Source organism: Shewanella sp. SP2S2-6 (assembly GCF_031931965.1).
GTDB classification, from domain to species: Bacteria; Pseudomonadota; Gammaproteobacteria; order Enterobacterales; family Shewanellaceae; genus Shewanella; species Shewanella baltica.
Genome location: NZ_JAUOEQ010000015.1, coordinates 88,091 through 110,376, shown reverse-complemented (window position 1 = coordinate 110,376; position 22,286 = coordinate 88,091). Strand labels below are relative to the sequence as shown.

Below are 22,286 nucleotides of genomic sequence, written 5' to 3'. Positions count from 1 at the left end.
GTGATCACAATCGAGACGTCGCGTTCGCGGATGGAGTTACTCAACGCCTTTGAAGATTTTGAATATCCAAATGAAATCGGCCCCGGTGTGTATGACATCCACTCACCAAATATCCCAAGTGTGGAGGCCATGGTGCAGTTAATCGAGAAAGCGGCGCAGAAAGTACCCGTGCGTCAATTATGGGTCAACCCAGATTGTGGCCTAAAAACCCGAACTTGGGATGAAGTTGAACCTGCATTGAAAAACATGGTCGATGCCACGCGAGAACTACGTCGCCGCCTTGGTTAATATCACTGCTTGAGTGAGAGTTCTTAACTGAACTTATTGAGCTTACTCAGTAAAAAGACACCGGATGTTTATGCCTCCGGTGTCTTTTATTCGCTGCGAATAAGGGAAACGCCACTGTCTATTGGCCATGTTTAATATCAAGGTTCAATAGACGTACGGAGCGAATAACGATTCTTAGTTTAGGCTAATTAATCAGTAGTAAGCTATTGATAACCTTGTTAGATGTTAAGCATCTCGTGGTAAGCCTTTTTTGATAATACGCACCATGCGTTCAGTCTTGCGGCGTGCTTTTTGTTGTTCAATTGCTGCGATATCGGCAAGGCGCGATTGTTGCGCATTGAGCGCCCACTCGATATGTTCACTCACTATCTCATCGATATCGTCACTGTTATTGCGGGCGTTAAGTGCGGCAATAATACTTGGGCTTGCGGGGGCGTTACCCAGTGCGACTGCGATATTACGTAACCAGCGTTTATGGCCAATGCGGCGAATGGCGCTGCCTTCAGTTTGCTTTAGAAATTCGGCCTCGCTCCAAGCAAAAAGGCTGAGAAGGTCGGGCTGTTTTAACTGAGGGCGAATGTGGAAGTCGGTTTCGGCGGTGAGCGGCGCTTGGCGATTGATAGGGCACACGAGCTGACAATCATCGCAGCCATAGATGCGATTGCCCATGAGTGGCCTAAATTCTTCAGGAATGGCGCCTTGCAGCTCGATGGTGAGATAGGAAATACAGCGTCTGCCATCGACCACATAGGGTTCTACGATTGCACCTGTTGGGCAGGAGGTGATGCAGGCGACGCAACTGTTACAGCCTTCTTGGATTGGAATATCCACAGGCAGAGGCAAATTGATCAGTAGCTCACCTAAAAAGAACCAACTACCCGCCTCATGGTTGAGTATGAGTGAGTGTTTACCTGTCCAGCCGATACCGGCTTTTTCGGCTAATGGGCGCTCGAGTACGGGCGCTGAGTCGACGAAGGGACGGAAATCGGCGGCATCGAAACCGAGCGCAACTAACTCTGCACTGATTTGATCCCCCAGCTTTTTAAGCCGAGCGCGGATCAACTTGTGGTAGTCGCGACCTCCCGCATAACGGGAAATATAACCTAAGTTGGGATCGGTGAGATTCGTAGCAAAGCCAGCTTCGGGTGGTAAATAATCCATCCGTACGGATATCACCCGCACTGTGCCCGGATGCAATTCTTGCGGGCGAGCGCGCATCATGCCATGGGTGGCCATATACGCCATTTCGCCATGAAACCCTTTGTCTAGCCATGCTTGGAGTTTGGCTTCTTCGGCCGTTAAATCTGTATCGCAAATGCCAACCTGCGCAAATCCGAGTGCTTTTCCCCACGTTTTTATTTGCAGCGCGAGCCGCGACAGTGTGCTGGCATAGGATTGATTAGGGATTGGATTGGCTAAAGTCGACATGGATTCATTGCAGCGAGGCTCTTGGCTAGGTGGCAATATGATAGCAAGTTTTCACTTGTTGCGGACGAGTTTACTCAGTGAGCATGAATGAGGCGCGATTTTCTTTAGGCAATATGTTTATTTGCAGCTGAGATTGAGTCTATGATTAGGTTTAATGTTTCGCTTTTGGTATCAGTATGCTGAGTGCGTTTTCTCCTAGGGCATTTTTTCTTGCGATGAGTCTGTTAGGCCTAATGCCTAATCTTGTTTTTGCTGCGCCTGATAAGTTGAAATTGGTGACCGAAGCTTGGCCTCCCATGAGTTACGAGCAAGATGGCGTTCCCCATGGTTTTGCTGTGGACTTAGTGAATACCCTGCAATCGAGGCTGGGACAGAGCGAGAAAATCGAGGTGTTACCTTGGGCACGGGCGTATTCGATTGCCAATACTTCGGCGAATGTCTTACTTTTTGCGACGTCTATTAATGACGAGCGTGAAGATCATTTCGATTTCATTGGCCCGATTGCAACCAGCAAAATTGCTTTGTATGCGAGGGCGGCAGATCCCATAGTGCTCGAGCAACTTGCTGAACTGCAATCTAAAGATATTGTCGGGGTTTATCGAGAATCCGCTGGAGCACAGCTGTTACAACAAGCGGGTGTCGATAACTTACTGGTGGCGAGTTTTCCACAGCAATCGGCAAAGCAGTTACTGTTTTCTCGAATTCGTTTCTGGTGCCAAGCGGATCTTGCGGTTAAGCAGATATTAGAAGAGGTTGGCGCAAGTGAGGCCGATATACGCCAAGTGTATGTCGTATCTGAGATTAATCTGTACTTAGCCTTTTCTAAAGGGACCTCGGCGGTCACGGTCACGAGTTGGCAAACAGAGCTTGAGAAAATGAAAGACTCAGGGGAATTTAGTCGTTTATATCAGACATGGTTTGGTGCTCTGCCACCGCCCTTACAGCATCAAGTGTTTTGGCATAAAAGTGTTTAACTCTCACTCGCAGCCTCATTTTTGGCGGCTTTAACACAATTTCTTCCCGCATTTTTAGCCTCATAAAGGGCGTCGTCGGCACGTTTCAGTAGGCTGGCAAAGTCTTTGTCTTGATAGGTGTTGTCACTATTGGGCTGCGGCGCTAAGGTTGCGACTCCTGCGCTAACAGTCAATTTGAGTTCAGCGGGTAAATCCCCTGCGCCTAGGCGGCTAATATGAGCTTGCAACTGATGGGCAAGTTCACAAGCACGTTCAGCATCCGTGTTGGGTAAGAGAATTAAAAACTCTTCACCACCGATACGGCCAATAAGATCTTTATTACCTGTTAGGGCTTTACCTGCGCTTGCGATCGTCAGTAAGGCGCGATCGCCCAGTTCATGGCCGAAGTTATCGTTAATTTTCTTGAAGTGGTCCGCATCAAAGATAATCACCGAAAAAGGGTTTTGTTGTTTTAAGGCTTGCTGAAAATACTGCGCGGCTTGGGCATAAATATGCCGACGATTAGGGAGTTTGGTGAGGTAATCGGTGAGGGCGATGACCTGCAGTTGGCGATTTCTCTGTACTTGTTTATACGCAAATATCGACACTATTGTCAGGATAAAGCCCGTCAATAATAAAATAATGTGTTGTAATGATTTATTCTTCTCGAGTAGCGCGAGTTCTTGTTCTTTAAGGTTTTGGTTTTCAATCAAACGTTGATTTTCAGATTCAATCCTAGTGGTATCAAACTTCACTTTTAATTCTGTGGTTTGATGAGAGAAGGAGTTGTCATCGACTTTTTTGGTGAGGGCGACAAATTCCTGCAGTGCGCCATAGGCCGCAGGTAAATTATCCATCGCCGCATAGACATCACTTTTCAGCTGTAATAGTTGGGTGAGTCCCCGATCATTTTGCAGAGTTCTAAAGGCTTTTTCCCCTTGTTCGAGTTCAGTAAGCGCTTCTTTATAACGTGCTTGTTGAAACTTGATATTGGCCGTAAAGAGTTTCATAAAGCTATAAGCGGCATAATCTTTTTCGCTAATCACAGCTGCGGCTTCAGTTAAATATTTTTCCGCTTCATTAAGACGATGGAGTTTGATTAAGCTAAAGGCAATGTCCGTCGCCATAGTGGCGGCCACTTTTTCTAGCTGATGTTCCTTAAAGTATTGATAGCTGAGCAAGAAATGATCAATAGCTTGTTGATGTTCACCCAGTTCATCTAAAGCCAGACCTATTTCTGAGGTGACATACATTGCCTGCTCTTGGTTATTGTTCTTTAAATAGAGTGCTTTGAGTTTATTGTAGTAACGGATTGCACTTTGGGGATCGCCATAACGTCTAAAGCTGGTGGCCATATCGGCAAGATTGATGTTAGCCCAGCCGGTTAAATTCAGTGACTCGTAGAGATCTTGTGCAGTTATCAGATCGTCTAATGCCGCAGAAAAATCGCCAATATAGGAATACAGAGCGCCGCGAAGGCTGCGTGAGTCGGCAATGAGTTTAAGATCCTCATGCTCATAGGCACGCTTAACGCTGAGGTTAAAGCCTTCCATTGCGCTATCTACATCACCATTTAACTGCAAAAACCAAGAATGACAAAGCATGAGGTCGGTGATGAAATGCGCGGAAGCCGTTGGTGGAATAAGGGTGAGTGTTTGACTCGTATTCTTAACTGCCTGTGCTATGTCTGTATCCGTTTCGGCACTTTGATCCCAGCATTTTAGTAGCTGTAGCTTTTCATTGCGTAGTACATCGTCGGTTGCAATCAGTTTGCTCAATAACGCAAGATCGTTGTCAATTGCTTCGCGGGTCATGGGCTCACCGCTTTCAAGTCTTTCAAATATTTTATCAACCTGAGTCTTTTCTTCTGCCATAGCGAGGCTGAGCGGCAGCAAGAGCAGCAACAAGGTAAATGATAAGTATCGGAATGGACGTAGCAAAAAAGGTTTCCTGTTCGCATTAAAATCAATAGGTAATAATGAGCTTAGCATAACTTGTTTGTTCATTTTGAATATAGATGTATCTCAATTTTGCATTCGGCTAGTGATCAAGGTATAAACTTCGCCTTGAAAATTATTCTAAAAAGGAATCACCCTTGAAAAAATTACTTTGTGCTGCCCTACTTATGATAAGCAGCAATAGTTGGGCTGGTTCAGATTTAGAAACCTCGGGCGATGTATTGCACTTATTGCTCCCCGCAACGGCAATGGGCACGACATTATTCTATGAAGACGGTTACGACGGCAGCTGGCAACTCATTCAGGCGGCAGTATCGAGTCGATTAATTGTTGAAGGCCTAAAATATGGCGTGAGCAAAGACAGACCCGACGGTAGTGGCGACGATTCGTTCCCATCGGGTCATACTTCAGATAGCTTTATGGCGGCGACGTTTATTCAGCAGCGTTATGGCTGGCAATATGGTTTACCCGCCTATGTCGCTGCATCGTATGTTGGCTATACCCGAGTGGCGAGCGATCAACATTACCTAGAAGACGTGTTAGCGGGTGCTGCAATTGGCGCACTAGCGGGTTGGTATTTTACTCAGCCCTATGAAGGAATTACTGTCACACCGATAGCAGGTAACGGCGTTTATGGTTTATATGTGAGTGGTCAGTTTTAAGTCTATTTTTTGAATGAATGTTAATCGAGATTTTTTATGAGTGAATTATCAGCTGTTTACCGTGAAACTGCCGAGCAGATTTCTTACAATGTTGCGAATAAAGTGCTGCCAATGGCAAAACTTCCGGATGGATTATTGGCTGCATATCAAAGCCTGTGCGCTGAACTGTTGGAAGACAGAGAGGGCAAATTTAGCCAAGCTTGGGCATCTTTGCCTGCTAGCGCGCGTAATCTTATGGAGCAAGCCGCATTCCACGGTTTTTATATTGCGAATGCTTGGTTGCAGTTGAGCCGTGTTGCCCAAGAGATTTCTGAGCAGGCCGATACCGATGGTGAAATCCAAGAGCAAGAATATAACGGTATCTTCACCCGTTTAGCCGATGAGTCGCTCAAAGAAAGTCTACGCAAATTGAAAAAAGCACGTACCGATCGCTCTATGCTCAATAGCTTTAAACAGGTGATGGCGCCTTAGTTTTTATTGAAATAAGCGCTGAGTCTGAAAATTAAAAAGCCCGTCACTTTGCAGTGACGGGCTTTTTGCTGGCACAAACCCTTAGCTAAAGCTGCGTTGCCACGACTTAAGTCGCGGCAACGTTATGCTTAGAACGAAGTGCGTTTGTAGCGGCGATATTCTGGACTCCAGAAATTGCCTTCAATTGATTGTTGTAAGATTTCATCGCTCATTGGCAGCGTTAAACCTTGTTCAACTGCGACTTTACCTACGGCGAAAGCGATGTGTTTACTGACCGCGTGGATATCTTCCAGTTTAGGTAATAATGGGCCGCTACCGTCGATTGCCAGTGGCGAGCATTCTGCAAGTGCGCGGCTTGATGCCATTAACATGGCATCGGAAACGTGGCGGGCACCAGAGGCTAAAACGCCTAAGCCAATACCTGGGAAGATAAAGCTGTTGTTACACTGGGCAATCTCATAGGTTTCACCATCGACCACAACGGGCTCGAACGGACTACCCGTGGCGACGAGTGCTTGACCTGAGGTCCAATGCAAAATGTCCTTTGGCGTCGCTTCAACACGGCTGGTTGGGTTCGACAGTGGGAAAATAATCGGGCGGGCACAATGGCTGTGCATAGCGCGAATAATTTCTTCGGTGAACAGACCCGGTACACCGGACACGCCAATCAGCACGGTTGGCTTAGCGTTGTTAACTACATCCAATAACGAAATATTGTCGCTGAAATTACTCCAGTTTTGGATATTGGTGCATTTCTGCGCCAATTTTTGCTGGAATGGCAACAGGTTAGGCATGTTGTCTAGCAATAAGCCCCAACGGTCAACCATACATACTTGCGTACGAGCTTGCTCGTCGCTGATCCCTTCGGACACCATTTGCGCCACGATAGCTTCGGCGATACCGCAACCCGCGCTACCCGCACCAAGGAAGGCAATACGTTGTTGATTTAATTCAGTACCTGCAGCTTTACAAGCGGCCAGCAATGAACCGACGGCAACGGCGGCGGTACCTTGAATATCATCATTAAAGCAGCAATAGCGATCTTTATAACGCTCTAAGATCGGCATGGCGTTCTTTTGGGCAAAGTCTTCGAACTGGATCAAAGTGTCTGGCCAACGCACATGTACGGCTTGCATAAAGGCTTCGATAAACTCGGCGTATTCTTCGCCACCGATGCGCGGATGGCGCCAGCCCATATACATAGGATCTTCTAATAACTGCGGATTATCTGTGCCTACGTCTAATGTAATAGGCAGAGTATAAGCCGGACTGATGCCACCACAGCTAGTGTAGAGTGACAACTTACCGATAGGGATCCCCATGCCGCCAATACCTTGATCGCCAAGGCCTAAAATACGTTCACCGTCGGTAACAACGATGATTTTAACTTTTTGGCGAGTCGAGTTATTGAGAATGTCATCGATCCTATCTTTGTTCGGATAGGAGATAAACAAACCACGGTTGCGGCGGTAGTTTTTCGAGAAACGTTCACAAGCCAAACCTACCGTCGGCGTATAGATGATGGGCATCATCTCGCTGATATTATTTTGCACTAGACGATAAAATAAGGTCTCGTTAGTGTCTTGGATATTACGTAGGTAAATATGCTTGTCTAAGTCGTTATTGAAACTTCTAAATTGATCGTAGGCGCGGGAAGCCTGCTCCTCAATCGTTTCAATGGCATAGGGAACTAAGCCTTCGAGGTTAAAGAAAATACGCTCTTCTTCAGAAAATGCACTGCCCTTGTTAATCAGTGGGGCTTCAAGAATGGCAGGTCCTGCAAACGGAAGATAGAGGGGGCGTTTATTATCGTCCATGGGTAACCTTTTGAGTTATTGTTTAAGTGGTCAATACGTGCTGTAAGTCACGTAAGGTTATCATGAAATGTGATCTTTGTTGTCCGTGGAACGAGGTATTTGTGGTTTTTTTTGCAGCAGTAAAAAAGTCCGCTGTTTTAAACAGGATTTATGAGGTACTTCAGATGGAATTGTTATGCTGTTGTTTATGCCTAAGCAGCTTTAGGTATAGCTAAATCGGATATAAAAAACGCAGCCTAAGCTGCGTTTGATATGAAAAACTGATGTGTTGCGTTATTCACCGCGATACTTAAGTGATAAGCCGCGAATAAAGTTACGCAGGATTTGATCGCCACACTCTTTAAAATTCTTATGATCCGGATTGCGGAACAGCGCGCTCAGTTCTGATTTTGACATTTGCACTTCGGCTAGAGCCAAGGCTGCAACTATGTCTTCTTCACGCATTTCGAGTGCCACTCTGAGCTTTTTGAAGATTAAGTTATTGTTTAAACGCGATACTGGCGCTGGAATTTCTGCACCTTCACGTAGGCCACGCTTTTCGATGATAAGGCCGTCTAGGAACTGACATAAAGTGGTGTCATTACAGGCTTTGTAACCTTCTTCCTCTTCTTTGTGCAGCAGAGCAATGATCTCTTCTGTTGGCACTTCTCTTCCAGCTTTGGCAAAAATTTTAATCATTTTGGCATTGTTGAAATCAAACACGAAGCGCAAACGGCGCAAAATATCATTATTAATCATGGTCATCTCTTGGCGCGGCTGCGCTGTCTGGTTTAAGAGGCGGTATTATATACCCAAACCGCCTCAAAAGCAGAATTTAGCCGGAATTTAACGCAGCGTAGCGAATGCTATTTATGATTCTGGCATAAATAGCTGTCATGCCATCTTAGCAATCAACCTTTAATGACGTTGTACCAATAGATAAACAGTGCCGCGAAAATCAGCAGATAACTTAGGCCAAACCAAGAGAGTAGCTTCATCTTAGTGCCATACCTATCGGCTTCGGGGAGCTGTTTGCTGGTCATTAAGCGGTAGTTTAACCAAGCAAAAATGACAGTGGTCATAAAGGCCAAAATCATCACAAACTCAAGTAGCGGCAACAGTGCGCCTTTAAAGAAGAGGATCAGCAATAAGCCAAAGGCACTGATGGCGAGCATGATCCCTGTGAGGCGTTTGTCTGAACTGGCCTTTGAGGTGAGTAATTGCCAGCCCATATCTAAGGTGCGGCTGTAGCCATCGATCACTGTTACTGTTGTGCTGAAAATACACAGAAATGCCACAACACCAATAAGATAACGACTCTCGCCGCCCATCACTTGGCTGTAAAGGTTGATCAATTGATTAGCAAATTGCGCGCCCGAATCGGAAAAGTGCTCACCACTGCCGTGCATCACTAAGGCGCCCAAGGACAGAAACACGATCGCGAGGATCGCAGTGATGATGTAGCCTAAGTTAAAGTCGAGCAGTGCCTGCGCTTTCGTGACCGTCTGGCTTTTTTGTTTTTCGAGCAACCAGAGAGAATTCCAAGCGCTGACTTCAATCGGTGCTGGCATCCAGCCCATCATGGCGACCAGGAATCCCACATGGGCCCATTGCCAAGGTGAAGGAGAGGCAAAATTGCTCGCTAATGGTTGAGCATGATCCCAAGCTAAGGCCACGGCAATTAATGTGGTTAAGGTTAGGGCGAACATGATGATCTTAGTGAGTCTATCGAGCAGTTGATAATGGCCTAAGATCAGCAAAGCCAAAGAACTTAGCAATACCAATAGGGCTAACCAATCGATGGGAAGCGGAATAAATTGGGTCAACATAGCGGCGGTGAGCATGCAAACACCCGCAGTGCTGGCAACGGCGGCTATCACATTCAGTCCCGTAAATAGCAGTAAATAACCTCGGCCCTGTTTGAGGTAACCGTGCAGTAAACTCTCACCTGTTGCGGCGGTGTAGCGTGCGCCAGCGGCAAAGAAAGGATACTTAAGTAAATTCACCCCTAAAATCACCCATGCTAATTGCCAGCCAAATTCGGCGCCGGCCCGAGTCGAGGCAACTAAATGCGATGCGCCAATCGCCGCTGCGGCCATAAGCACACCAGGACCCATAGCTTTAATGCCAAGCGCCAGGTGCGTCATCCAAGAGGATGAAGAAGAGGTTACCGAGGATTCTGTCATGTCGTTATCAAAAATACCTATTGAAAATTAATCTTGGGAATCGAACACGCCCTTATGTTAAGGCTGTACTCAAGTTAAAGCTGAGCTAACGCTAAGATAGTTGTTCAACATTAAAGGTAAAGTGATTGAACTGAAAGTCGTTTTATTTAATTTATCTATTTAATTGTTGGCTGAGCAAGGCTTCAATTCGTTTTAGGCTTGCTGCGATTTCGACTACGTTTTGTAATAACGCATCATCAGGTTGTACCGATGGGCTCGTTGAATGTAAGGGCATAGCAAGACGCTCTTTTTGTTCTAATACGCGGGTTCTAAATTGAGGCGCATCAACTATGCCGACTAAGCTTATCAAGGCACCCGCGCCCGATTGCCCTGCGGTTTCTACCGTGAGTTTATGCAGACCAAATAGGCGCATAATTGGGCCTTGGATCAATGCCATATCGGTAATTTTGTCCAAAGGCACAGAGTTTTCGGTGCGGGTTAATATTCCTCGGCGCACAATCAGCTTATTACTGGTGAGCTCGGCACTCATATTGCGAATATAGCGGCGGGTTCCCCACAGCCCGATTGGGAACCAAAGTAATAACAAGGGAATGCCGACTATGCTGAGGCTGAAATAGGCGGCCCCTGAAAGCAACCAATACAAACCTAGATTAGCCGCAAACTCTGCTCGATGAATGATCTTGTCTTCCATGTTTTTTCCTTAAATTCTGATATTCAAGCATCACGATTTGTCACGTGAGTGGAATGTTCTAGTGCCTAGACCTTTTTGATTCTCGCAGAAGGAAAGCATATTGTCTCAACATGTAACAAAAGTTTAACTTTCATTGTGATCCCATTGACTTTGGTTTGTAACTCATTACCTTGTGTATTGTTAATTTATGGTTTTCTAATGGTTAATATAATTTTAATAAAATAGATAAAACAAGGGATATGTATGAACAGACCTCAGATTCTACCCAGTGCTTGTGCCATCGCGATTGCTTTAGCATTTGCGCCAACAGTAGTCCATGCAGCCGATAAAGGCGCAGAAAAAGTTGAACGTATTGAAGTAACGGGTTCTCGTATTAAACGTACAGATATCGAAGGCCCTTCCCCGATCCAATCGATCAGCAAAGACGATATTGCTAATATGGGGTTCGATAACCTACAGCAATTGCTCGAACGTATGCCTGCGAACGGTGCTGGTGCGTTTTCTACCCGTGGTAATAGCCAAGACTCAACTGCCAACGGTGGCGCGTCTATCAGTTTGCGTGGTTTAGGTCCTGATGCGACCTTAGTGTTAATTAATGGCCGCCGGGTTGCTGCGAGTGCTTTTGCTGAAGGTATTACTAATTCTTTCGTTGATATCAATAATATCCCTGTTTCAGCGATCGAACGTATCGACATACTCAAGGACGGTGCATCGGCTATTTATGGCTCTGATGCGATTGCCGGTGTGGTCAACATTGTCCTGAAGAAAGACATTGAGGGCATTGAAGTCAACCTAGGCTACGGTGATGCTTCAGGTACGGGTTACAATGAAACTACGGCGAACATGGTTTGGGGGATGAAATCAGATAAGGGCAGTGCCTCTATCATTCTCGACTATTTTAAAAATGATACTTTAGCTGCAACGGATTTAGGCCGTTTTGGAACTGCAGATCAGACACCTTATGGTGGCCAGGATTTGCGTTCTTCCCGAGGTTTCCCGGGGTATTTTTATGTTGATGGGGTGCAGACAGTTGACCCAGCTTGCCCTGCAGATCGCAATATAGACGGTGAAGTTTGTGTCTTTGATTATGGACCGTATAACCTTGTTGTGCCTGCCGCTGAACGTGTGGGGGCTATTGGTCAATTCGAATATCACTTTAATGATGATTTAACCGCCTTCCTAGAGTTAGCTGCCCAGCACAACACATCGGAAGCGGGCGGTGCGCCGACGCCACTTGATGAGAAAGCAGGCTTAACTGTACCAGGTAGTCATCCAAATAACCCGTGGGGGAAAGATATTGAAATCGGTCGTTTCCGCACCGTTGATGCGGGTGCGCGTCGTTGGGATATTGAATCCGATACTTTACGTTTAGTCGCAGGTTTGCGTGGCGTAGTTAAAGATTGGGATTGGGAAGCTTCGGTGCAAAAAGGTCGCAGTGAGTCCACTCAAACGGGTGATCGCAGCCAAGGTTGGGTCAGAACCGATTACTTGCAACGTGAAATCGATGCAGGTCGCTACAATCCTTTCGGTGGCACCATGAACTCCCAAGATGTCATTGATGATATTACCACCAGTCTAGTGCGCCAAGGTCTGTCCACAATGACCGCCTATGCCGCGAATATCTCAGGTCAAGCATTTACCCTTGCTGATCGCGATATCATGATGGCGGCTGGAGTTGAATACCGTGAAGAAGCTATTAGCGACGAGCCTGATGAGCAATTTCAACGTGGATTGATTTTTGGTACCGAAGCTGTGTCTGCGAAGGGCGATCGCGATCAATGGGCGGCGTATACTGAATTTTCTATCCCAGTAACGGATAACTTCGAGCTGCAACTTGCGGGTCGATATGATCATTACAGTGATTTTGGTTCAACCACTAATCCTAAGATTGCTTTCCAATGGGGTATTAGTGATGAGATAACGGCGCGTGCTTCATGGTCAACAGGGTTCCGTGCGCCTTCATTGGCACAAATTGGTTTAGGCCCATCAGATGAGAGTAGTTTTTTAAAAGATAAGTATCGTTGTGATGCGGATGGCCTTGATTGTGTTAAATCAGATTTTACTACTGAATTTGCAGGTAATCCTAATCTAAAAGCGGAAGAGTCTGAGACTTGGAACGTCGGCATGATCTGGGCACCAAGCCAGAAGTTCGATATTGGTTTCGATATCTACAGCATCACTCAAGATAATAAAATCGATAAGTTGTTACTGCAGGATATTTATGATGCTCATTGTAACGATCAGAACAGTACAGTGTGTGTGCGCTTAGCCCCCCAACCCGGTCAAACATTCGGTACTATTGATGTGCTCCATTCAAGCTTTGTTAACTTAGGTTCGCAAGAAGTTCAGGGTATGGATGTATCGACCCATTATGGCCTCGAACTCGATAGTTATGGCGACCTTAAGTTCGGTCTTGAATGGAGTTATCTGCATAACTTTGAAAAAGATGATACTCATCAAGTGGTCGATTATACCGGAGAGTATAAGTATCCGAAGAACCGTTGGTTAGCGACAACCAACTGGACTATGGATAACTTTGCCGCCAATATAAACTTGAGTTATATCGGTGAATTTGAGGATTTTGACAAAACTCGTACAATTGATGCTCAAATATTAGTCGACATGTCAGGTACTTATCGCTTCAATGAGATGTTCAAGCTGACACTAGGCGTGAACAACGTATTTGACGAAGAGCCATCATTTGCTATCGGTGATAGCGATACCGACCTCTACGGTTACGTGACCTCAGTACATAACCCTATGGGTCGCTACATCTACACTAAACTCACTATGAACTTCTAATATTAAGCCTACGTGCTTTATAGCTAAGTACTTTATATCAAAGTGTAGTGAAATCGAAACGGCGCATTAAGCGCCGTTTTTTATGGGCAGATTTGCACTAACTCAAACTCAGTGTATCTTCGTTAGGACACGAATTAACCGGACTAAAAGGACGTTGCAATGATCACTTTATATGGCACACCGCGCAGTCGCGCATTACGAGTTGCTTGGGTGTTGGAAGAGTTGGGCGTTGATTGGGATTTTTCCTTTGTGGATATGACTAAGGGTGCGCATCGCAGCGCGGCATTTTTAGCGATAAACCCCTGCGGTAAAGTGCCTGTGCTAACGGATGCTGAGTTAGTGTTATCTGAATCAGCGGCGATTTGCCTTTATCTAGCAGAAAAGTATGGCGAGGGTCAGTTGTTGCCAGCCGCGGGGAGTAACGCATCGGGTTTGCACCATCAATGGGTGAGCTTCATCATTACTGAGCTTGAGCAGCCGCTTTGGACTTTGGGTAAGCATAAGTTTGCTTTACCGGAGGAGCAGCGTCATCCGCAGATCATGCCTTGTGCGGTATGGGAGTTTGATAAGGCGGCTGCATTGGCCGAAGCCATGTTGCCTGAAAGTGATTTTTTGCTCGGTGATGACGTTTCGGTGGCGGATATTTTATTGGCCCATACCTTAATGTGGGGCACATTGTTTGAACAAGCCATTCCACCTAAACTCGCCGCTTATCGCGATAGGTTGTCTGCGCTGCCGTCGCGTCAATCGGCTTTACAGAAGATGGATGCTGTGGTGGCCGCTAAGGGATAATCATTCTAAGTCACTGATTATCTGAAAATCATTATGAGAATATGAAAAGGGCAGATAGTGATATCTGCCCTTACTGTTAATGCGAGTACTAAGCTTCTGGATTTGCATGCTTATAGTTGAGTTGCGGCCCATTTAGCACGGCTTTCACGGCTTTCGCTCATTTTGGTCGGTTCACGGAAGGCTTTATAGGCTTCCACGTCCAGTGCGACTAAGCTGACGTCGACTTCTAGGACCAGTTTGCACTCTTTCTTGATGCGCCAAGCTGCCGTGTTGTACAGCTCAGTAAAAGGCAATGAACTTAAAAATTCGGGGTTGTATTGAGTGTAAATGGCTTGAGTGGGGTACACCACAAAAGCTAAATGACGCTTAGGTTCTTTTTTAAATAGTTCTTCGATACCATCGCAGGTGTTGAGCACTTGCATCTCAATGATGTCATCAATATCAAGCAGTTTCTTTTGCGCCAGCTCAGGTGCTGCTTGTTCGCCACTTTCCCAGGCTAATACATCGGCTTCGCTATGGTTAGTTAGCGTGCCAACTTGAGCCGCACTTAAGCTCAATGATTGGCGTAAGTAGCTAATTTCGATGGCATTCAAGCCAATGTTTTTAGACATAATCGTGTTCTCAATGCAATAAAAGTAAAATTAGTATTTAATCTTTAGCCAGATTTCTTCAACCCATTCCCAGAACGACTCCCAATAGATATCGGTAAAGCCGCCGTTTTTCCAGAAATGCACTTGGCCATCTTGGTCGATACAGTAAAAAGCATCGCCCTGCTGACAAATGGCAATCATGTCCCTTGGCATGCCGATAGACCAAGCATAACAAGTGACTTCAGGCAGATAAGTGTGTGAGTAAGGATCCGATGCGGTTACTGGCTCTATCGTGCCGTAAATCACATCACTGGCATACAGCAGGTATTCTTTTAGCTCCCGTGGTAATGAAATCAGGATTTGCTCTTCGACTTCGACGAGCTGCTCAAATGTGGGTAATTCGAGTGGTACAGGAACAGTTTCACTGCGTTCTTGGAGTTGCTCAATGATGTCGTGCATGGCGTTTCCTGCTGATATGGCTATGGCGCGGGATTATATACTTAAAAAGACGTTCGATGCGAGAGAGTGCTTTTTTTCAGCTGATTTTTAATATGGTTTTTCAGGCGCTGTAAAATATAAAAAAAGCGCTGGCACCTTTGCAGGAGACCAGCGCAACAGTGGAAGCGGTTGTGGGTTAAGCGACTGAGACTCTTAATAAACTGGCTTCATCGACTCGCTTATAGTTAAGCCATGCTTTGTGGTACAGCTTGTGTGATTCTTGGCGTAATTGGGCAATCTGTGCCAGCTCAAATTCACTGAGTGATCTTTGCTGTTTACGGGCATTGGCTTCAATCCTTTGCACTTTTTCATATACCTTGTGCTCTGGGCCACTTTTGATATCGGCGATATCCTGCAAGTGTAATTGCACCTCGGCAATCATGCCAGATTGGGGTAAACGTACCAGCAAGTTGAGATCGCGATAGCCAGATGCTTTAGGTTCAGCAAAGCGGTTCTTTTGTTTTACCACTTGGGTCTGTTCGTTCAAAGTTTGATAAGCCTTCATCAGATCTTGAATGCTGTCGGTCACGATACTTGCCCTTGCAAGGTCGGTGATTTGACTGGCATCACCGTTAAATTTTGTCGCCACTTTGTCGGCAGCTCTTTGATAACTTTTCACCGGAGGAATAATCACTTGCGTCTGTGAATGATGGCCAATTCGGGTAAGCAACTGAGCCAGCTCAGCCTGAGCATCATAGGCTTGGTGATGGAGAACGGATAAGTCATTCGAGGTTTGACGAGGCGCATCAAAGGTCTGACTGCTGAGTGCGTATAGACCTTGTAGATCGTGGCTTTGTGCCTGTCTTGCACTGTAATTACCACGTTCTGTTTTTGTGTCACTGACGTCGAGAGAATTTGCTACACCAGCGCGGCTCGATAATAAGAGTAGAAAAATAAAAAAGGTACGAAATAACTTAGTCATGCGGCCTACTTCCTTATGGGTGAGTTGTACAGGTCACCCATCCACCATAGGCTTCTTTTGCTTAATTAAAGCTGAATCAATCATTAAGACTTGTTCATCTTGCGCATGGGTTCACATTCATCACTCAGGATTGAGGAGTTTAGCCAAAAAAAATGGCGCCACCTGTGACAGTGAGCGCCATTGTTGTTGCTCAGCTTATGCAGCCGAGCGGCGATTTAAATCTGGCTTACCAAATTTTTACGCGTTTTTCTGGTGCGATATACATAGCATCACCGGGTTTCACATCATATGTGGTGTAGAACTCAGGCATGTTAGACAGAGCACCCAGAGCACGGAATTCCGCAGGTGAGTGTGGATCGGTCGCTACGCGGTTACGCATCGCTTCTTCTTTGGCTTTCGCGCGCCAAATTTGAGTGAAACCGATGAAGAAACGTTGATCGCCCGTTAAGCCATCGATGACCGGCGCTTCTTGACCATTGAGTGATTTCTTATAGGCGCGGTATGCGATAGTCACACCTGATAAGTCACCAATGTTCTCACCTAGCGTTAAACCACCGTTGACGTGCAAATCGTCAAACACAAAGTAACCGTCGTATTGTGCAATCAGCGCTTGGCCGCGGGCAGAGAACTCTTTCAAGTCTTGCTCAGTCCACCAGTCACGCATGTTGCCTTCGCCATCGAACTTAGCACCTTGGTCGTCGAAACCATGGCCCATTTCGTGACCGATAACGGCACCAATACCACCGTAGTTGACTGCATCATCAGCCGCCAAATTGAAGAATGGCGGTTGCAGAATGGCCGCAGGGAAGACGATTTCGTTCATGGTTGGGTTGTAGTAAGCATTAACCGTTTGTGGGGTCATGTGCCATTCGTCTTTGTCGATTGGCGCGCCCAGTTTGGCTAATGACTTAGCATGTTCAACTTCGCTGGCACGAATAGCGTTACCGATTAAGTCGTCAGCTTTAATGCTCAGCTTGCTGTAATCTTCCCACTTGTTCGGGTAACCGATTTTCGGGTTGAATTTTGCTAACTTATCTGCCGCAGCCACTTTAGTGCTGTCGCTCATCCAGGTTAAATCTTTGATGCTCTCGCCGTAAGCGCCACGAAGATTTTCCACCAGTGCTTGCATGCGGTCTTTGGCTTCAGGCGTAAAGTGACGTTTAACGTACACTTTGCCGACAACTTCACCCAGCATACCGTTAACAGAGGCTACGCCGCGTTTCCAACGTGGTTCTTGCTCTTCTTGACCGTTTAAGGTTTTAGAGAAGAAATCGAAGTTTTCGTTGTCCAGCGCTTCACTCAAATAGTTCGCTGCATGCGTCAGCACTTGCCATTGCATGTAGGTTTTCCAAGTAGCTAAATCGGTCGTTTTTAACACCTCGTTCAGACCTTGGATATAGCTAGGCTGGTTAACAATGATGTCGGTTTGCTTATCCGCACCCAGCGCTGTTAAGTAAACAGTCCAATCGATATCCGGTGCCAATGTTGGCAGATCTTTCACTTGATATAGATTGTAAGTTTTCGTGCTATCGCGGTTTTCAACCACATCCCAATGCTTAGAGGCAATGGCCGTTTCTAGGGCAAGAATAGACTCAGCGCTGGCTTTAGGATTAGCAAGACCCGCAAGAGTAAACATCTTTTCTATGTGGGCTAGGTAAGCCTTACGGATATTAACGAAGCGTTCTGACTCGTTAAAGTAGTAGTCTTTTTCTGGCAGGCTTAGGCCATATTGATAGAGATGAGTCGCGTAACGGCTAGAGTTTTTCGCATCGATATCGATATAAAATGCCATAGGTGTACCCGCACCAGCGATTTGGCTGTGGGCGAAGTACTTCACCAATTCATTCTTATCTTTTAAAGCGTTAATGGCATCGAACTCACCTTGGATTGGTGTCACGCCCAGTTTGTTGAGTGTGTCAGTATCCATAAATGATCGATATAAATCGGCCACTTTTTGCTCGTCTGTGCCAACGGCCAGATTGGGCGTTGCTGCCACTTCTTCGATAATGGCTTTTACATCGTCACGTGATTTTTCACGTAAATCGTAGAAAGCGCCAATGCTAGTGCGATCGGCTGGGATCTCAGTGTTTTTCAACCAAGTGCCGTTAACATATTTGTAGAAATCGTCCTGTGGGCGAACCGCTTTATCAAAATTAGCGAATTCAATACCAGAACCCAGTACTTGAGTTACAGCAATTGCGGTGGCTGTTTTAGCGGTTTCAGGTACTTTAACGTCGGCTGGCTTGTCATTACAGGCAGTCAGGCCTGCGATAAGTGAGGCACACAGTCCCCCAATGAGTACTTTTCTCATGTCGTTTCCTTCGAGTTTATTATTGTGCCCATTATTGGGGCTGTTATTTTTTGCAAAATGGGATCGCTTCAGGCGCAATGAACTATGTTAATGCCTTACTAGGAATCTAAACAAGGTCATTACAGTGTTTATCGCGGATTTATCTTGAGTCATATGTAACTAAAGGTTACCAATTACAGTCTTAAGCTCATTAGCGGCAAAGTTACCGTATGCAAGCCTTTTGAGGTAAGCGAGCACTTAGCTTTCTCTTTTTTACACGCGATCAAATTAGCTGCCTGATCGGCTTCGCGGGGTTACCAGCGACCACGGTTTTGGCGGCCACATTTTTTGTGACTACAGCACCTGCGCCTATGATGGCGTCATCACCAATAGTGACGCCTGGCATTATGATAGCGCCGCCACCAATCCATACCCGTTTACCGACCCTAATTGCTTTCGCTGTTTCTATACCTGAGCAACGCAGCTCGGCATCGAGTGGGTGACTCGAGGTATAAAATTGTGCATTGGGGCCGACCATGGTCTGCTCGCCAATAGAAATGGGCGCATTATCCTGTAAGGTGACATTCACATTGATAAACACTTTGTCAGCAAGGGATAGGTTGGCGCCATAACTGATAAAAATCGGCGTGGATATCGTTGCGGCTGATGATTTATGGGGAATGAGCTGCTGGCAGAGTTGGCTGTACTCTGGGGTATCTTGGTCAATTATTTGATTTAATTGTCGATTCAGCCGTTGCTGCTGAGCTCGTAAACTTAATAGTTCGCAGGCAAGGCAATCATATTCTTGGCCTGTGATCATCTTTTGGAATTCAGTCATGTCATCTTTCCCTAGGGTGACTGTCGTTAATGCGTAAGGGCTAAACAGAAACACATCGTGTGCTGAGCAGCAATTCTTTGCCCTTTGAAGTGGCCGGCCTCATAATATGGCAGTTTTCTTTATTGAAGTTGAGTATTAACGTGCGTTTAGACAAATTTATCTGTGAGAGTACCCCACTGACTCGCTCATTAGCGAAAAAAGCCCTGCATCGCGGTGACATTACTTGCGATGGCATAGTCGTCAAAGACTCGGGTTTTAAAGTGACTGAAGATATGCGTGTTTGCCTTGAGGGCGAGCCGATTGCCTTAGTGGGCGTACGTTATTTAATGCTCAATAAACCAGTCGATACGATTTGTTCAACGATTGATGAAACCTATCCATCAGTATTGAGCTTAGTGGATGTACCCAAGCCTGAAACCTTGCACATTGCTGGGCGTTTAGATGCCGATACCACAGGGCTAGTGCTGATCACGACCGACGGCCAGTGGTCGCATAAAATCACCTCACCGAAGAAAGAATGCGGTAAACGCTATTTAGTGCAACTCGCCGATCCTGTGGATACGGGCTTGATTGCAATATTTGCCGCTGGCGTTGAATTGCGCGGTGAAGATGGTCTAACTAAGCCAGCGTTACTGGAGATTATTGATCCACAATTAGTGCGATTAACCATCACCGAAGGTAAGTATCATCAAGTGAAGCGTATGTTTGCCGCTGTGGGCAATCATGTGCAAGGGTTGCATCGTGAAAGTGTAGGGCAAATTGAATTAGACCCCACCTTAGCACTGGGTGAATGGCGATATTTGACGGCTGAAGAGATAGCTTCAGTCTGATGAGTTTGATATAAAAAATGCCGCCCGAGTTTTACTTTGGCGGCATTTTTTATTTGTGCTAAATAGCTTTTATTACTGTTTCTTTAAAATCAGATGACCGCTGATGGTATTCATCTTCACGTTGGCTGCACCAGAGCCTGTTTGGAATGATAACTCGGCGCGTGGCACGTATTTCTGCTTTTTAGGCTCATCTTGGGTTAAGGTGTTTTTGATCTTGCCACCAGGACCACCGTCTAAGTCAAAGCTGGCATCTGGCATATCGGCAAACGTCACTATGATATCGCCGCTCACACTTTCTAAATTGGCTCTGTTGAAGTTTTTCGCCAGTGATACTTTTGAGTCACCGCTGACGGTTCTGAGTACGATTTCCTTTGCGAGGCTAAAGTTAGCATTCACTTCGCCAGAAACTTGTTCAACCATCACTTTTTCGGCCTTAGTTTGACTTTTTAAGTCACCACTTACGAGGCGATAGTTCATTTCCCCTTTGCTGTCAGTGTCTTGAATCGTGCCGGATACGGTTTCTAATTTGATTTTCCCATCAAGTGCTTTGGTTGTGATATCGCCAGAGACGGTATTTAACTCAGGTTTACCACTGAGGTTGTTAGCTTTTATATCGCCACTGACGGTATTTAAATCGAGTTCACCTTGGGCTTCGGCAACTTGCAGATTCGCTGAAATAGTGTCTGCATTGAGTTTTACTATTTTTGGTACTTTAATGGTAAGCTGCGAGCCCTTGTCATTATTGCCATTATAGTGGCGAGGCATCTTGTCTTCGATATTCAGACTGTTTCCCTGTTGCTCGAACACAAAACCTTCACTCAATTCATCGAGTGTGCCTGTGACACTGACTTCACTCTTATCCCAGGTTTGAATCGTCACATCGCCGCGCTGGACTTTGATCTGCAATTGGGTGTCGCTGCCAATACTGAGCTGTTTATCAACGCTTTGCGCTGCGAACACATTGCCCATTAAACCTAAATAGAGTGTCGAAACTAATAGACTGGTTTTAGTGAGATTGAGGTTACTCATAGGGTATTTCCTTGTGTCGAGTTTTTAATGGGTAATTTTTGGCCCTGTTGTAATAGGTCGAGCTCACGCTGCTGCACCCAAAGCCAGAGTTGCCAAAGTTGTTTATCGGTTGGATTTGCTTGTAAAGCTTGGTAAATCTGAGTTGCCGCCCGTCTTAGTTCAGCCAAACCTTGCTCAACGGGCGCGCTAAAGCTGCTGGTCTGCCAAGCTAGTGCATTCGTTGTTTGCTCTAGGTTATCCACTTGCACTTGGTGCGATGCTGCAATTTGAGTGAGTAATAATTGTAAGGCCGCATCCCCTGGTTGCGCTGGCATAGCTGAGTTCTGAGCAAGCTCTGTCTGCTGCGTGGTTAATGGATTGAAAGAGGGTAATTGGGTATACCCCAATGCCACCAGAAGGATAAAGGAGGCGGCTATTGCCCACAGTCTGCCGTGCTGGGATTGGCGCGTTTGCGACATAAGCGGTTTGTCCATGCGCTTTTCAATGCCCTGCCACAGATCATGGCTGGGCGACATTTCTTTGGGGGCGCTATCGATCAGTTGCTCAAGCTGTTGTTCACGGGAAAGCGGCGTTAATGTCATTACAGCATCTCCTGTAGTAGTTGCTTAGCTCTATGGTATTGGGTCTTGCTAGTACCGACCGCAATGCCAAGTAAATCAGCGATTTCATCGTGTTGATAACCTTCAATGGCGCAGAGTACGAACACTATGCGAGCCCGCTGCGGCAGTTTGAAAATCAACTTGTCTAATCCGCTATAACTTTCATCTGAACTCATAGGTTCAGTTTCATTTTCCAGCGGGATAAATCGTGCCCAAAATGATTGTTGTTTACGGATACTGCTCAAGGCTTGATTGACACAAATACTGTGTAACCAAGTGGAAAACTGACTCTCACCTCGAAATTGCGGCAACTTCTGCCACACTAAAATAAAGCATTCTTGGGTAATGTCTTCCGCCATGGTTTTATGACCACAAAGGCGCAGTGATAGGGCATAGATACGTTGGTGATGGCTTTGATACAGCAATTTAAAGGCGGTTCTGTTTCCTTGGCTGGCTAAGGTGGCCAGTTCAAAGTCAGACATTGCGCTATTGAGTGGGAGTATCCCTGCTGTCACTGTCATTCCCTGCCATAATTATTAAGTGTTGTAGTTTTGACGCACTGAATGCAGCAAAAGGTTTGGAGTCGTAAAAAATATATTTTATTAAGATTCATTATTCAGCGTAACATTTTTGTAATCTGTAGTAGAATCCGCGCGAAATTTA

At 45.9% G+C, this 22,286-nt stretch carries 20 protein-coding genes and 1 pseudogene; 7 read left to right on the top strand and 14 right to left on the bottom strand.

Annotation, left to right across the window (positions count from 1 at the left end):
- A pseudogene (locus tag Q4Q57_RS12340) lies at positions 1–288 on the top strand (5-methyltetrahydropteroyltriglutamate--homocysteine S-methyltransferase); the annotation flags it as partial.
- Between the two features lie 225 nt (positions 289–513).
- Here Q4Q57_RS12340 and queG read toward each other — a convergent pair.
- Entirely contained in the window at positions 514–1,716 is a 1,203-nt protein-coding gene (gene queG / locus Q4Q57_RS12335) for a tRNA epoxyqueuosine(34) reductase QueG (RefSeq protein WP_311890982.1), read from the bottom strand.
- Between the two features lie 176 nt (positions 1,717–1,892).
- Between queG and Q4Q57_RS12330 the strand changes: the two genes are divergently transcribed.
- Positions 1,893–2,690: an ABC transporter substrate-binding protein gene (locus tag Q4Q57_RS12330; RefSeq protein ID WP_220776630.1), complete on the top strand. Its 798-nt coding sequence runs from the start codon at positions 1,893–1,895 to the stop codon at positions 2,688–2,690.
- Here the strand turns inward: Q4Q57_RS12330 and Q4Q57_RS12325 are convergent.
- Positions 2,687–4,609, bottom strand: coding sequence for a diguanylate cyclase (locus tag Q4Q57_RS12325; protein WP_311890981.1), 1,923 nt, complete (start codon positions 4,607–4,609; stop codon positions 2,687–2,689). The genes Q4Q57_RS12330 and Q4Q57_RS12325 overlap by 4 nt on opposite strands.
- A gap of 155 nt (positions 4,610–4,764) precedes the next feature.
- On the opposite strand from Q4Q57_RS12325, the gene Q4Q57_RS12320 reads away from it, so the two are divergent.
- Together Q4Q57_RS12320 and Q4Q57_RS12315 are read left to right on the top strand one after the other, a co-directional pair.
- A complete protein-coding gene (locus tag Q4Q57_RS12320) occupies positions 4,765–5,289 on the top strand; it encodes a phosphatase PAP2 family protein (protein ID WP_311890980.1) in 525 nt (174 codons plus the stop codon).
- 36 nt (positions 5,290–5,325) lie between these two features.
- Positions 5,326–5,760, top strand: coding sequence for a DUF3069 domain-containing protein (locus tag Q4Q57_RS12315; RefSeq protein ID WP_006084096.1), 435 nt, complete (start codon positions 5,326–5,328; stop codon positions 5,758–5,760).
- A 128-nt stretch (positions 5,761–5,888) separates the two neighbouring features.
- Here the strand turns inward: Q4Q57_RS12315 and Q4Q57_RS12310 are convergent, their stop codons facing one another.
- The 4 genes from Q4Q57_RS12310 to Q4Q57_RS12295 form a co-directional block, all read right to left on the bottom strand.
- Positions 5,889–7,577 (bottom strand): NAD-dependent malic enzyme, encoded by a 1,689-nt coding sequence (locus Q4Q57_RS12310; protein WP_006084095.1) that lies wholly within the window; start codon positions 7,575–7,577, stop codon positions 5,889–5,891.
- 273 nt (positions 7,578–7,850) lie between these two features.
- Positions 7,851–8,315, bottom strand: a complete 465-nt coding sequence (locus Q4Q57_RS12305; protein ID WP_006080239.1) for a DUF1456 family protein — start codon at positions 8,313–8,315, stop codon at positions 7,851–7,853.
- A gap of 152 nt (positions 8,316–8,467) precedes the next feature.
- Positions 8,468–9,742, bottom strand: a complete 1,275-nt coding sequence (locus tag Q4Q57_RS12300) for an Nramp family divalent metal transporter (RefSeq protein WP_311890979.1) — start codon at positions 9,740–9,742, stop codon at positions 8,468–8,470.
- 151 nt (positions 9,743–9,893) lie between these two features.
- Entirely contained in the window at positions 9,894–10,433 is a 540-nt protein-coding gene (locus tag Q4Q57_RS12295) for a PH domain-containing protein (RefSeq protein WP_311890978.1), read from the bottom strand.
- A 243-nt stretch (positions 10,434–10,676) separates the two neighbouring features.
- Here Q4Q57_RS12295 and Q4Q57_RS12290 point away from each other — a divergent pair, with 243 nt between their 5' ends.
- Positions 10,677–13,235 carry a TonB-dependent receptor gene (locus tag Q4Q57_RS12290; RefSeq protein WP_311890977.1) on the top strand — a complete coding sequence of 853 codons (2,559 nt, stop codon included), beginning with the start codon at positions 10,677–10,679 and terminating at the stop codon, positions 13,233–13,235.
- Between the two features lie 159 nt (positions 13,236–13,394).
- Positions 13,395–14,027 (top strand): glutathione S-transferase family protein, encoded by a 633-nt coding sequence (locus Q4Q57_RS12285; protein ID WP_311890976.1) that lies wholly within the window; start codon positions 13,395–13,397, stop codon positions 14,025–14,027.
- Positions 14,028–14,137: 110 nt separating this feature from the next.
- On the opposite strand, the gene Q4Q57_RS12280 is transcribed toward Q4Q57_RS12285, so the two are convergent.
- The 5 genes from Q4Q57_RS12280 to Q4Q57_RS12260 all read right to left on the bottom strand — a co-directional run bounded on the left by Q4Q57_RS12280 (position 14,138) and on the right by Q4Q57_RS12260 (position 19,165).
- On the bottom strand, positions 14,138–14,638 hold the full coding sequence (locus Q4Q57_RS12280) for a DUF4447 family protein (RefSeq protein WP_259541398.1): 501 nt from the start codon (positions 14,636–14,638) through the stop codon (positions 14,138–14,140).
- Between the two features lie 30 nt (positions 14,639–14,668).
- Positions 14,669–15,076, bottom strand: coding sequence for an SMI1/KNR4 family protein (locus Q4Q57_RS12275; RefSeq protein WP_011845817.1), 408 nt, complete (start codon positions 15,074–15,076; stop codon positions 14,669–14,671).
- A gap of 175 nt (positions 15,077–15,251) precedes the next feature.
- Positions 15,252–16,037 carry a RelA/SpoT domain-containing protein gene (locus tag Q4Q57_RS12270; RefSeq protein WP_311890975.1) on the bottom strand — a complete coding sequence of 262 codons (786 nt, stop codon included), beginning with the start codon at positions 16,035–16,037 and terminating at the stop codon, positions 15,252–15,254.
- A gap of 226 nt (positions 16,038–16,263) precedes the next feature.
- Positions 16,264–18,348, bottom strand: a complete 2,085-nt coding sequence (locus Q4Q57_RS12265; protein ID WP_311890974.1) for a M13-type metalloendopeptidase — start codon at positions 18,346–18,348, stop codon at positions 16,264–16,266.
- 262 nt (positions 18,349–18,610) lie between these two features.
- Entirely contained in the window at positions 18,611–19,165 is a 555-nt protein-coding gene (locus Q4Q57_RS12260) for a sugar O-acetyltransferase (protein WP_311890973.1), read from the bottom strand.
- A 77-nt stretch (positions 19,166–19,242) separates the two neighbouring features.
- Between Q4Q57_RS12260 and rsuA the strand changes: the two genes are divergently transcribed.
- Positions 19,243–19,995: a 16S rRNA pseudouridine(516) synthase RsuA gene (gene rsuA / locus Q4Q57_RS12255; protein WP_311890983.1), complete on the top strand. Its 753-nt coding sequence runs from the start codon at positions 19,243–19,245 to the stop codon at positions 19,993–19,995.
- A 72-nt stretch (positions 19,996–20,067) separates the two neighbouring features.
- Here rsuA and Q4Q57_RS12250 read toward each other — a convergent pair whose 3' ends face one another.
- The 3 genes from Q4Q57_RS12250 to Q4Q57_RS12240 are packed head-to-tail and all read right to left on the bottom strand — an operon-like array spanning position 20,068 to position 22,138.
- On the bottom strand, positions 20,068–21,024 hold the full coding sequence (locus tag Q4Q57_RS12250; RefSeq protein ID WP_311890972.1) for a DUF4097 family beta strand repeat-containing protein: 957 nt from the start codon (positions 21,022–21,024) through the stop codon (positions 20,068–20,070).
- Positions 21,021–21,605, bottom strand: coding sequence for an anti-sigma factor (locus Q4Q57_RS12245; RefSeq protein ID WP_311890971.1), 585 nt, complete (start codon positions 21,603–21,605; stop codon positions 21,021–21,023). Before Q4Q57_RS12245 ends, Q4Q57_RS12250 begins: the two co-directional genes overlap by 4 nt.
- Positions 21,605–22,138 carry an RNA polymerase sigma factor gene (locus Q4Q57_RS12240; protein WP_311890970.1) on the bottom strand — a complete coding sequence of 178 codons (534 nt, stop codon included), beginning with the start codon at positions 22,136–22,138 and terminating at the stop codon, positions 21,605–21,607. Before Q4Q57_RS12240 ends, Q4Q57_RS12245 begins: the two co-directional genes overlap by 1 nt.
- Positions 22,139–22,286: the final 148 nt, after the last annotated feature.

Excerpts from the sequence above, each read along its gene's own strand:
- queG (WP_311890982.1), bottom strand. The coding sequence starts at position 1,716 with ATGTCGACTTTAGCCAATCCAATCCCTAATCAATCCTATGCCAGCACA.
- Q4Q57_RS12330 (WP_220776630.1), top strand. The coding sequence starts at position 1,893 with ATGCTGAGTGCGTTTTCTCCTAGGGCATTTTTTCTTGCGATGAGTCTG.
- Q4Q57_RS12315 (WP_006084096.1), top strand. The coding sequence starts at position 5,326 with ATGAGTGAATTATCAGCTGTTTACCGTGAAACTGCCGAGCAGATTTCT.
- Q4Q57_RS12310 (WP_006084095.1), bottom strand. The coding sequence starts at position 7,577 with ATGGACGATAATAAACGCCCCCTCTATCTTCCGTTTGCAGGACCTGCC.
- Q4Q57_RS12305 (WP_006080239.1), bottom strand. The coding sequence starts at position 8,315 with ATGATTAATAATGATATTTTGCGCCGTTTGCGCTTCGTGTTTGATTTC.
- Q4Q57_RS12300 (WP_311890979.1), bottom strand. The coding sequence starts at position 9,742 with ATGACAGAATCCTCGGTAACCTCTTCTTCATCCTCTTGGATGACGCAC.
- Q4Q57_RS12295 (WP_311890978.1), bottom strand. The coding sequence starts at position 10,433 with ATGGAAGACAAGATCATTCATCGAGCAGAGTTTGCGGCTAATCTAGGT.
- Q4Q57_RS12290 (WP_311890977.1), top strand. The coding sequence starts at position 10,677 with ATGAACAGACCTCAGATTCTACCCAGTGCTTGTGCCATCGCGATTGCT.
- Q4Q57_RS12285 (WP_311890976.1), top strand. The coding sequence starts at position 13,395 with ATGATCACTTTATATGGCACACCGCGCAGTCGCGCATTACGAGTTGCT.
- Q4Q57_RS12280 (WP_259541398.1), bottom strand. The coding sequence starts at position 14,638 with ATGTCTAAAAACATTGGCTTGAATGCCATCGAAATTAGCTACTTACGC.
- Q4Q57_RS12275 (WP_011845817.1), bottom strand. The coding sequence starts at position 15,076 with ATGCACGACATCATTGAGCAACTCCAAGAACGCAGTGAAACTGTTCCT.
- Q4Q57_RS12270 (WP_311890975.1), bottom strand. The coding sequence starts at position 16,037 with ATGACTAAGTTATTTCGTACCTTTTTTATTTTTCTACTCTTATTATCG.
- Q4Q57_RS12265 (WP_311890974.1), bottom strand. The coding sequence starts at position 18,348 with ATGAGAAAAGTACTCATTGGGGGACTGTGTGCCTCACTTATCGCAGGC.
- Q4Q57_RS12260 (WP_311890973.1), bottom strand. The coding sequence starts at position 19,165 with ATGACTGAATTCCAAAAGATGATCACAGGCCAAGAATATGATTGCCTT.
- Q4Q57_RS12250 (WP_311890972.1), bottom strand. The coding sequence starts at position 21,024 with ATGAGTAACCTCAATCTCACTAAAACCAGTCTATTAGTTTCGACACTC.
- Q4Q57_RS12245 (WP_311890971.1), bottom strand. The coding sequence starts at position 21,605 with ATGACATTAACGCCGCTTTCCCGTGAACAACAGCTTGAGCAACTGATC.